Origin of the sequence: Thermanaerothrix daxensis (assembly GCF_001306145.1) — a bacterium.
GTDB classification, from domain to species: Bacteria; Chloroflexota; Anaerolineae; order Anaerolineales; family Anaerolineaceae; genus Thermanaerothrix; species Thermanaerothrix daxensis.
In genome coordinates this window covers 362,933-374,738 of record NZ_LGKO01000005.1, presented here as the reverse complement: position 1 = coordinate 374,738, position 11,806 = coordinate 362,933, and the positions used below count along the sequence as shown (strand labels likewise).

The 11,806-nt window shown below is 43.3% G+C and carries 9 protein-coding genes; 8 read left to right on the top strand and 1 reads right to left on the bottom strand.

Annotation, left to right across the window (positions count from 1 at the left end; genetic code table 11):
* The first annotated feature begins 317 nt into the window (after positions 1-317).
* On the top strand, positions 318-1,166 hold the full coding sequence (locus SE15_RS10360; RefSeq protein WP_054522041.1) for a transposase: 849 nt from the start codon (positions 318-320) through the stop codon (positions 1,164-1,166).
* A gap of 88 nt (positions 1,167-1,254) precedes the next feature.
* On the opposite strand, the gene SE15_RS10355 is transcribed toward SE15_RS10360, so the two are convergent.
* Positions 1,255-3,558: a glycosyltransferase gene (locus tag SE15_RS10355; protein WP_083461879.1), complete on the bottom strand. Its 2,304-nt coding sequence runs from the start codon at positions 3,556-3,558 to the stop codon at positions 1,255-1,257.
* A gap of 234 nt (positions 3,559-3,792) precedes the next feature.
* On the opposite strand from SE15_RS10355, the gene SE15_RS10350 reads away from it, so the two are divergent.
* From SE15_RS10350 to SE15_RS10315, 7 genes are all read left to right on the top strand, one after another.
* Positions 3,793-4,200, top strand: coding sequence for a hypothetical protein (locus SE15_RS10350; protein ID WP_054522039.1), 408 nt, complete (start codon positions 3,793-3,795; stop codon positions 4,198-4,200).
* Positions 4,201-4,571: 371 nt separating this feature from the next.
* Positions 4,572-4,898, top strand: coding sequence for a hypothetical protein (locus SE15_RS10340; RefSeq protein WP_152965600.1), 327 nt, complete (start codon positions 4,572-4,574; stop codon positions 4,896-4,898).
* Positions 4,899-5,023: 125 nt separating this feature from the next.
* On the top strand, positions 5,024-5,857 hold the full coding sequence (locus tag SE15_RS10335; protein WP_160316699.1) for an ABC transporter permease: 834 nt from the start codon (positions 5,024-5,026) through the stop codon (positions 5,855-5,857).
* Between the two features lie 46 nt (positions 5,858-5,903).
* The gene (locus tag SE15_RS10330; protein WP_054522482.1) at positions 5,904-6,653 is read left to right on the top strand and encodes an ABC transporter ATP-binding protein; all 750 of its coding nucleotides are present in this window, start codon (positions 5,904-5,906) and stop codon (positions 6,651-6,653) included.
* 27 nt (positions 6,654-6,680) lie between these two features.
* On the top strand, positions 6,681-8,291 hold the full coding sequence (locus tag SE15_RS10325; protein ID WP_054522035.1) for a hypothetical protein: 1,611 nt from the start codon (positions 6,681-6,683) through the stop codon (positions 8,289-8,291).
* A gap of 73 nt (positions 8,292-8,364) precedes the next feature.
* On the top strand, positions 8,365-10,248 hold the full coding sequence (locus tag SE15_RS10320; protein WP_330218236.1) for a glycosyltransferase: 1,884 nt from the start codon (positions 8,365-8,367) through the stop codon (positions 10,246-10,248).
* 1 nt (position 10,249) lies between these two features.
* Complete coding sequence (locus SE15_RS10315) at positions 10,250-11,761, top strand: hypothetical protein (protein WP_054522033.1); 1,512 nt, start codon at positions 10,250-10,252, stop codon at positions 11,759-11,761.
* Positions 11,762-11,806: the final 45 nt, after the last annotated feature.

Here is an 11,806-nt window from a genome sequence, read left to right as displayed (position 1 = left end):
CAATCAGTACCACTGTCTTTTCGAACAATATTTTGTTTTTGGTAGTTCCCGGGTATCTGGGGATAAACCCTATACCAACCATACAATTATAAGAAGCTTCGTCAGATCAGTGTAGAAATCCTTGACAACCCAGGAAACCGATTTTCATCATCATAGTTTTATATCCCTCAGTACGCAAAAGAACGGAAACCTGTGGACAACATGCCGAAGAGTTCTTGCCTGAACCTCTGTTCATACCACTTTTGGACTAATGTTCGCTCTTATTGTCTTTTGTATGCTCTGTTGCAAACATTGAATGAATTTGGCAAATAGGTGCCATGAAACGACGAGAAAGCCGTTACGTTAGAACGGCTCGCATTGCCTATTGCCTGACTCAGCAAGCGCTGCCACGTTATTCGCACCCCAAAAGTCCCCATCATTTCACCCTGCCGCAGCTCGCCGCTTGTGTCTTGTTGATGTTCTATCTCGACCTGAGTTACCGGGACATGGAAGAGCGGTTGCTGGCCAGTGACCAGGTCTGTCAGGAGCTGGGGCTGTCGCGTGTTCCGGATCACACCACCTTTCAGCGCACCTTTCGGAAGCTGCGCATGGCAGATTTTGAGAAGATGAAGAAGCCGCTTCTGGATGAAGTTGGAGCGGATGAAGCGGGGATTGCTGCGGACAGCACCGGTTTTTCGCGGGGGCAGGCAAGCCTGTACTACCAAACCCGCACAGGACGTCTCTACCAGCGTTGGGTAAAAGGGGTATATGCGGTTGGCAGAGTTTCTCAGTTCATCCTGGCCTGGCGATCGGGCTGGGGACCGGGCAGCGATGTGGCGTATCTGGCCGGCTTGCGGCGAGACGCCCGCCGCTATGGACATTACCAGAGCAAACGGAAAGCCTGGCTCATGTTGGCTGACTCGGGTTTTGACGGTCAAACTGTTCACGACGACGATCTGATCCCGCCGGTACGACGGGGCGGCAATTTGTTGAACCCTGAACGCAGAGCGCGAGCCAATTTGGTTTCTCAAGCGCGCCTGGAGGGTCTGTATGGACAGCGTTGGAAGAGCGAAACGGTCAACTCGGTGATCAAACGCAAGTTTGGTGACACCATTCGCTCTCGCAAGCGCAGCTTGCAGCGGCGAGAGCCGATTGTCAAAAGGCTGATCTATAATATCCATTGCTAAGTGTTGTCTCGGTTTATCTGATCTTTGCAACAGAGCATCTTTTGTACTTTAGTAACCTAGTTCCGGTATCTAGGTTATTTGTTGAAAATTATAGTTCCTCATACTCATCGGGAATAAGAAATCTCACCAATACCTCCTTGATTCTCACCATCCACCTCCATCCACGGCGTTTTCCATAGTTATATAGGGTACTAAGTCGAGCCCGAAGCCAGAAATATAACCTTGAGTTGATAGTCGGCGGTTTCCATTGCATATTCAGCAGCTCAACTGAGGTCTGTGTTTTTGAACTATACATTTGAGCCTTGCGCTTAGCAATGATCATTGCTGACTCACAATCAGCGATAGTTTCTAGCGTTTTGCGATTTTGAAATGCTTTTTCAATTAGATATAAAAAACGCGAAATCATCTCTTCTTGATTAAATAAGCTCTCAACTCGATATCGAGCATGATCAGCAATACACTTACGTTCTTTTTCATTGGTTATTAAGCGCTCCAATATCTGAGCATATGCTATCGCATCATTCTGGAAATTTCCAGATGGCTTGAGAAGAATTCCGCAAGACTCTGTTACCAACTCACGTTGCCCCCCTACATCAGCACCAACGACGGCTAGACCACAAGCCATTGCCTCATAAATCGAGAGTGCAATGCCCTCCCATTCAGAAGGAAGAAAAAAAATATCACTTGCTTGCATGAGTCGACGTACTTGATCATTGGGTAACGCTCCCATAATCTTCACAAAATTCTGAAGCTTGTTGTGGTTGATGAAGGAGACAAGCTCCCCCTTGTCAGGACCATCCCCCACAACTATTGCGAGGAATTTCAAACCTCGTTTTGCTAGAACCCTAATCACGTTTGCGAGCAGCAAAGGCTGTTTCTGTTTGCATAATCTAGCCGCATATAACAAAACAGGAAGATCATCGGGTATACTTAACTCATTTCTTACTTGTTTGCGAACCTCTTCTGAGGGTTCCCATTCCTTTGTATCCACATTAATATAACACACCTCTATTTTTCTTCCATCTGCCCCATGTTCAATCATCCACTTTTTCAAATGCTCACTTGCTGTCAGAGTAAGATCTATGTAATTCTGATGCTTAATGGAAAGCATAGGATATCCACCGTCGATCCAATCCTCTTCCTCCATGTGGCAGTAGTCAATGAAGACAAGATTGGGCCAACAACGCTTTAACGACGGGAGTAACAAGTAACCGAATTCACTATTACTTAAGAAAATCACATCAGGTTGTCTAGATTCAATAAAACAGCGAATGAAAGATGGGTAGTGTTCAATGGTCAAGAAACGGTGAAGCATAAAGATATCAGGTGTGATTTTTGAAAACTCTTGCCACCATGGATCCTCACTGGTTAATGTAGTAAGTATCGAAACTTCCCACCCAGAACGGGTTAACAACTTGGCTAAATCAAGATTAAACTTATCGGCCCCGCCAAGATTTAACCAAGGCACGATCATTAAGATTCTGGGTTTATTCTTACACAACCTATTCTTGCCAGCTAATAACGCGGTTTCTTGATCAATTTGATTTTTCTCTTGCTCCGAGGCATTAAGATTAATTGAGGGAAAATTTCGTTTTCTGAAGAGATTAGGATATCTCTTTCTGAGTAAATGGACTATTTCCTTTCGGCTATCAAATGCCTGCCAACGAACTTGCTGCATAGAGCGCCGGCGATACCAATCATGATACTCCGGAATCGTTGCTCCCCAAAAACCAGCATTAGCGCATTTAAGCCAGAACTCCCAATCCTCAAAACCCTGTTTTAATGATTCGTCAAATCCCCCAACGCTGTTTAATACACTTTTTCTTACCAATGAAGTAATATCAACTAAATTCTCTCCTAAGAAAAGCCTCCGTTGATGAAACCCCCTAGCCCATAAATAGTTATATTCACCAAAACCTACCGTATAACCTTTGACAAATGCACAACTTGGGTTTGTGATTAAGAACCAAAACCATTTCTCAGCTGCCGTTGGTTCTAACAGGTCATCACTATCTAGGAAAAGGATAAAATCGCTTCTTGCCTCTCGAAAGCCGGTATTCCGCGCCGCTGGCAACCCTCTATTGGAAAGATGGTCAATTACACGTACCCTAGGATCGATCTTCCGATAGGATTCAAGGATTGAGATAGACTCTGGGTTATCACTTCCATCATTCACAATGATCCATTCGAATTGTTGCAAAGATTGCTGAAACACCGATTGAGCCGTTTCATGAAATTCATGACCAGTATTGTAGAATGGGGTTACAATGCTTATTAATGGCTCATTCGCTGATCTTTCTAGCGAATATGTAAACTTCGGACGATGTAATGAAACAGGGGTGTTTGAAAAATCGAATGTCTTCACATGTACTAATGAAGAAGTTCGACTCACGGGATTAAACCTCCTCCAACTAACTATATAGCGGCTGTAGAGATTATATCATCCATAAATGATGTGATGTGATTGATCTGTGATTGTTCCACAATTGGTAAAAGGATAGATAAAATGGGTAACGGGATGGTTGGTAGACCATCCCGTTACCACAAAAACAAAAGGACTTATATATATGCGATTGAACCTGCTTTTACCAGTTATGAACCTGGGACAATTTGAATTGCCCAAGCAATGCCCAGAGATGGATGCAAAGGCAAGCGTTTCTATCCGCGCCAGGAGGTAGAGAAGAAACTGGTGGACGGGACTTATTCGAATGTGAAGGTGTGGCGATATGAATGCGCGAATTGTGGTGGCACGTTTCGGGCCTATCCGAAAGGCGTAGGTTGTCAACACATCTCTCATCGGGTGCTGGGGCTGGCCGTGATGTTGTATATTTTGGGGCTGAGTTATGATGCAGTGGCAATCGTCCTCAGTGCGTTGGGAATAGGTATTGGAAAGACCAGCGTCCATCGCGCTGTGCAAGCAGCGGCGCAAAAGATACCCGGGATGAAGCGCAAGGAATTGCTGAAGGGCTACAAAACAGGCGCGGTAGGCGCAGATGTAACCAGTGTGTGCTTAATGGGAAATGGTTACTGTTAGGGATCTGCGTAGATGCAGTCCATGGGTGGACGTTGAGTATTGACGCTTTAGCGGGCGAAGAAGCGGAAGAATTGTAGGAGTGGCTGGAGCCTATTTTGGAAGCCACGGAGGCCGATGTGTTGGTCAGCGACGATGCGGATGCGTTCAAAAAGGTGAGTGACGAAACGGGGCGCGCCCATCAAGTGTGCAAGAGTCATGTTAGGCGCAACACGGATGCGTTAGTGGACGAGCTGTCAGCGTTGATTCGCGCCAGTCAAGACCCCTCCTTGGATGTTGTGGGGGTTTAGGCAGAACAGGCTTCGGCAGACTTGGCGCGCCTGAAAGACCTTATTCGCTCTCGTCAGCCCCAAGAACAGGAAGAACTCGAACGCATGTATCAACGATATGCCCATGCACGCAAGCCATCCAAAAGCAAACGCTTTGAGGTCTCCTATCGGATGCGCAATCTGTTTTTAGACCGCCGGAACTTATGGCCGCGGCTTACTTTCTATCGAACCTGGAAAGATGAACATAGACACCCGAAATTAGACGGAACCAACAATGGCTGTGAACGCAGTATCGGTTGGTGGGTGAGAGAACGCTATCGTTCGATGAGAGGTTACAAACGGGAGCAATCGGCTCTCAATGTCAGCCGAGTGATTGCACACGCCGTTAACCATCTGTTGCGTGGACTGGATTTGGCGACCCTGTTCGTCTAACCCGCAAGTAGATTCGCCCTTCTAAATCTGGCTTGTTGCATCCTACTTCATCCTTTACCAAATTTGGAACGGTCACCGCGCGCGGTCCATTGACATAACCTGCACCGACATGTAGAATTATCCTCGTGACAAAGATAAACCTTCTTTCTCTAGAATACGACTCCAGCATCAGACCGCCAACCTTCCTCGAGGAATTCTTACAGGCATGGCGTTATCGGGATTTAATCCTCTACTTGGTGCGCCGCGATATTACAACGCGCTATAAGCGTTCAGTGCTCGGCGTAGCATGGACCATGCTTAATCCATTGGGAATGATGATTATTCTTAGCATTGTTTTTTCACATATCTTTCATGTGAATGTGAGGGGGTACCCAGCCTACGTCTTAAGCGGCTTGGTCGTGTGGAATTTTTTTGCCCAGGTAAGTACAGCCATAATCAATAGCCTGGTATGGGGTGGCGATCTTTTTCGCAGAATTTATGTCCCGCGTTCGGCGTTTGCATTTTCATCTATTGGCACCGGGGTGGTCAATCTCTCTCTCTCTTTGGTACCGCTATTATTGGTAATGGCAACATTGGGTATCTGGCCAAAAACCACCCTAATTTTCGTTCCGGTGGCCATGCTGTTTTTGTCTCTCTTTACTATGGGGGTGGGCCTCCTCATCTCCACCGTTGGAATGTACTTTGTGGACGTAGTTGAAATGTACGCCATTGTCCTTATGGGATGGATGTACTTAACACCGGTCATTTATCCCATGAGCGCTTTACCCAGCAATATACAGTTCTGGCTCCTTTTCAACCCAATGGTACATATCGTGAATGTCTTCCGAATGTTGGTTTTCGATGGCATCCATCCCTCGCTTGGGACGTGGCTAGCAGCAGGCCTGTCTTCACTGGGAACATTTCTAGTGGGTTGGTTAATTTTCACCGCGAAAGTGGATGAATTTGCCTATCGAACCTGATAGAGGAGCCTCTAAGCTGCCAATCTGAAAAACAAGCATGCCCATTATGCCAAACGAACCTGTAATTATCCTACAAAACGTTACAGTACGGTATCGTGTACCTCGTGAAAACTACCACACCTTCAAGGAATTCGCCATTCGTCGGATCCAAGGACGGGTGCAATATCTGGATTTGTTGGCCTTGCAAGACATAAACCTCGAGATCCATAAAGGCGAAGTTTTTGGGCTAATCGGCCCCAATGGCGCTGGTAAAACCACTTTATTAAGGCTTATTGCCAAGGTCATGCGCCCCACCGAGGGACGGGTTTGGGTCAAAGGGCGAATTGCCCCCTTGTTAGCCATAGGTGCCGGTTTTCACATGGAACTCACCGGCCGAGAAAACATTTTCCTTAACGGAACGCTCCTTGGACTAACACGCAGGGAAATCGAGGCGTTATTTAATCAAATTGTTGATTTTGCCGAATTATGGGATTTCATAGATGCCCCATTGCGCACTTATTCCTCAGGTATGGTAGCACGGCTTGGATTTGCCGTGGCCACTGCCCGTATGCCGGATGTGCTGATTGTCGATGAGGTGCTTTCGGTGGGCGATATTGCCTTTCAGGAAAAGAGCGCAGCGCGCATCCGCGAATTCCGCGAAGCGGGGGCGACCATTTTGCTGGTTTCGCACAGCATGGCTGCGGTGAAGAAGATGTGCAGCCGGGCTGCTTGGTTGGATGGGGGTGTCTTGCGTGCGGTTGGTGGTGTATCAGAAGTGATTGAGAAGTTTGAAAAATATATGGGCATTAGTAACTAATCCTAATCGGTTTGCTGGGGATAAACTATGAGGAAAATCATTTTTGCTTGCGGAACTGAGTCACATGTCTTAACTTCCTTTATCTTATCCGTTACAGAATACAAAGAGGACTATAAAGTATTACTTTTGAACTCTCATCGCACTATTCCATATGCTCAAAAAGCTACCAGTATTGGAATTTGGGATGAAGTGGTGGTTATTGAAGGTGATCCGGATGCAAACATGCAATTATTTGAGGCACTCTCCTCCAGCGCCTCTATTCTTCATTTTTATAGCTGGGGGTTTCCGCTTTTTAATAGGCTTTTCTCTTTGTGTGCTTCGAAAGGAGTCCCTATTGCACTTACAGATGAAGGTCTGCTGAGTTACAGCCCGCGGCGCCGGTTGGCTGGATGGTTATCTCAAAACCCGTTAAGCCATGCTCAAGTAATCACTGAATTTAACTTAGATGCTGTCAGTCAAATTTGGGTCTTCTCTCCATCCATGGTCTGTGAACCCACCCTTGCCGAAATACGTTCCATCCCTCTCGAATCGTTTTATCAAGTATGTCGCCAAAATTCAGGGTTAGTTGAAAAATTTAGAGCTTTATTCGGCTTTCCTGAGAATTTTGAATTGTTGTATGCTCCATTTATTTATTTTCGGCAGTACTTTTCTGCTATAGGTACTCTGCTTCCCGAAATTGATGCGTGGGTTGACAAACAAATTTGTTCTCTTTTCGATCCTACCTCTCTGATAATTAAAGATCATCCTGCATATACCAATCCTCTTTATGAACATCCTGCCAATCAAGAGTATAGAGGGCCTTGGGAGGCTCTTCTTATACTCAAGCATATTGATCCATCAAGTCATATCGAGTTGCCCAAGGTGTATTTGTCTTTATCTTCATCGGCGCTGGTCAAGACCCCTTTCTTCGGTGTAGAAGGCAATTTTGTATTTTTACACAAATTAGTAGAACCTTATACTATATGGCGAGATGAGGTATTAGAAACGATTATTGAAAAATTAGCTTCCCTTTATAAAGGGGTAAAAGTACACATTCCTGCTACTTGGGAAGAGTTTTACCGAACGTTAGTTCAGATATCTACAGAGGTAGGAATTTCTATTCCCGTACGCAATGATGGTGGAGTTATAACCGCTGAGGAAGTGCTCGCTCGCACTGCTTTGAAGTATTCGAATCGGTTAAAGCAGGTGGAGGGGAACCTTAATGTGCTGCGTGCGGAGGTGGAGACCAGCCGGGAGCGAGTAGCCGGGCTGGAGGCGCAGCTGAGCGAGCGGGAGGCGGTTTTGGCGGCGCTGCGGGTGGAGGTGGAAACCAGCCGGGAGCGAGTGGCCGGGTTAGAGGCGCAGCTGGCCGAGCGGGAGCAGCAAAATACAGCGCTTTCTTTGCAAAAGGCAGCGCTCCAGCAAGAATTAGATGCTGCCCGTCATCAAACCGAATCGCTGCGCCAGTACCAGCAGGAACGCGAGCAGATTCTGCAAAACTTGAACTCTACTCTGCTGGAAATTTACAGCAGTACGGCCTGGAAGATTATTCAATGGATGTGGCGTGTAAGATTGTGGCTGTTTCCAAGGGGAAGTTGGAGAGAGAAGGTAGGGAAGAACATTTTTGGTTATTTAAGGGCTTTGAAAAAAAAAAGTTAGTTCAACGACAAAACAAAAACGAAGAGTAAAAAATCTATATGGCAAAAGAGAGGATGATTATCCATTAGTCTCAATAATTGTACCGGTTTATAATCACTTCGAGGTCACTTTGCGATGCTTAATATCCCTAAAGTCAGCCAACTCAAAAGTTCCTTTTGAGGTTATTGTAATTGATGACCATTCGACCGATTGGCGCATACCAGAATTGCTGGGAAAATTAGAGGGCTTAAAATTCATTAGAAATCAGAAGAATCTGGGTTTCATACAAAGCTGTAATTTGGCTGCCCAGAAAGCAATTGGTAGATATCTGCTTATATTGAATAATGACGTTGAAGTGCTGGACAATTGGTTAGATGAACTGGTGAGTACCTTTGAGTTTGATGTTAATGTAGGATGTGTAGGCGCTAAATTAATATACCCAGATGGAAAACTACAAGAAGCCGGGGGCATTATATGGGAGGACGCTAGTGGTTGGAATTATGGAAGGGGAGATGACCCGGACAATCCAAAGTATAACTACATTAGAGAAGTGGATTATTGTTCAGGAGCCTGCCTATTGATAAAGAAAGAAATTTGGGAAAAGTTGGGGGGGTTTGATGAACTGTTTGTTCCTGCATATTATGAGGATACTGATTTATGCTTTAGGGTTAGAGAAATTGGTTACAAGGTGGTTTACCAACCCTTCGCAAGGGTAATCCATTATGAAGGGGTATCCTCTGGCACTGATATAAACTCAGGCGTTAAATCCTATCAAAAAGTCAATCAATTGAAATTCAGGGAAAAATGGAAAAATATACTCTCTTACCATCTCACAAGCGAAAAACTGAACGAATTGCAAATCAGAAACCGCTTTGCCAAGAAATTTGTTTTATTCATTGATGCAACAACGCCAACACCAGATAAAGACTCTGGATCAATCGACTCTTATAATTTTATGAAGATTATTCGCAGTTTAGGTTGTGCTGTAACATTTATTCCTCAAAACTTGGCACATTTTGGTGAATATACAGTGGCATTACAAAAAGAAGGGGTTGAGGTCTTATATTATCCCTTTATTACCTCCATTGCTGATTTTCTATTGGATAAAGGTGATTTATTCGATTTCATAATTCTTTCCAGGATTACTGTGGCAAGAGAATTTATACACCTAATTAGGAACAGTCTAAGGAAACCAAAAATAATTTTTAATACAGTAGATTTGCACTTTCTCAGGCAAGAGAGAGAAGCTTTGTTGAAAAACGATGTTTCTTTATTTGAGCAGGCCCAGAAAACTCGACAAGAGGAAATTCAAGCTATAGGCTTATCAGATATAACCCTTCTGGTCAGCAACGTCGAAAAAGAGTTAATATCAAATTTAGTGCCTTCAGCGAAAACAATAGTAATGCCCATCCCAAGGCATATCCCAGGTAGAAGCAATGGATTCGATAACAGGAAGGGATTGCTATTTTTAGGCGGTTTTCAGCATCTCCCAAACGTAGACGCGGTTGAGTATTTCTTAGAGGAGATATGGCCACTTATACGTAAAGACCATGCAGAAATTTCTTTTATTATCGCTGGGAGTAATATGCCCGCCCATTTTTATAGTATGGATGGTAAAGATGGGATCAGGGTATTGGGCTATGTTAAAGATTTAAGTGATTTATTTGAAAACATCAGGATTTCCGTAGCCCCATTGCGATATGGAGCTGGTGTAAAGGGGAAAATTGTAACCAGTTTGTCCTATGGGGTTCCCTGTGTGGCCACTTCGATAGCTGCAGAAGGAATGGGGCTGAAAGATGGCGAAAATATTTTAATAGCAGATTCGCCCAATCGGTTTGTGGAAAGTATTCTAAGGATATATAAATCACCTGATATATGGGAAAACTTATCTACGAATGGTCTGGCTTTTGTTAAAGAAAAATATTCCATAAATGCTGCTAAAATGGTGTGGTCAAAGATACTATTTGAGGGCGATTAGAATGAGAGTTCTGCGATTTATCCTGATAACTTTTTTGTTAGTGTCAGCGTTTAGTGTTGTATTTTATTATTTATACCTAAGATATAACTTTTATGATGATGTTTTCATTTACCTCAATATCGCTCAAAACGCAGTTGAGACTGGTACATGGCAGTATTTCCCGTTGGTCAATAGACCGGCTTTGTTGGCAACTTCGCCGATTAAGATAACGGTTTTGACTATATCATCCTATATTGGAAACATTCTTGGCTTCAATGAAAGAAGTTTACAATCAGCTAAAATGGTTTTGATAATCAACGGATTAATATCATATATAATTTGGTTACCGTTTTGGAAAAGGAACTTTGAAATCTTTTTATTTTTGGGCATCATATATTTTGTTTTGGCGCTGTCCTTGAACTCGATTTTTGAGTTTGAAGGTGGCTTGTTGTTTTTATGGATAGCAACTCTAATTTATAATCTAAAAATAAAACAAGATTATGATCAACCCAGTGTTAGTTTCCTATTCGCTATGGGTTTATTTATAAGACCAGAAATTACTTTACCAATAGTTTTTGTGGGGTTATTTTACATTATTACTATAAAAGGTATGAACGCATATTTCATCCATGCGATAAAATCGTTTGCTATATTAACTCTTTTATGGGTTTTAATAGCTTCTTTTTACAAAGTTTGGCCTATTCCAGTAACTTATTGGGCAAAATCGTCCTTGTCAACGCTATTTGAAGACAAGCATATGATCTATTATTTTTTTGAAAGGTTGGGAAGAGTTTCACTAAAGAATATTAATAGCCAACCAGAATTTTACACATTAATAGGAACTTTGATTGTTATTTCATTTCTGCTTTCTTTTACCAAAAGTACATTAAGCAAGATTTTTTCTTTGATCTTGTTGTTGCTATATGGATTTATATATTACAAAGCACCAGCTAATTATTGGTGGTATTATGAGAACGCTCTCATATTAATAATTGGTGCTTCAACTGGTTTTGTAATTTCGGATAACATACCTTTGATAGGGAGACCACGTTTGAAAAAATTCTTGATGTTATACCCAGCAAGTATTTTGTTGATTGTAACTATTGGAAGCATTTTTACAGACGGTCCAAGCATGTGGTCATTTAAAAATCCATCAAGATCGCAGGGTTATATGTACTTGGCTACCTTGGCGTATAGAGGTGTTTATAACATAGATGGGATTGGTTACTCGTTTATCAAAAGTCCTGAGATAGGAATTACTGGTTACTTATCCGGAAAGGACGGATGGATATATGATCTAGGGGGGTTAGCCCAACCCTTGAATCTTGATAGTGTCCAGAACAGTCCGATAAGATTTTTCTACCCAAAACAGCTAAGGCTTGACGCTTCTCAAGATATTCAGGTCTTGCAGCAAATTCATGGAAGAGATTTTCCAATTATCACAGTTTGGGCAATGGAAGACAGGGACTATGATAATGCAATGAGAAAATGTGGAATGGTAAATGTGGAAGGAGCGTTATGTATAACTTGGTGAAGGATAGCGGTATGTACTTCCAGTGTAATATCTATGGGAAAATTT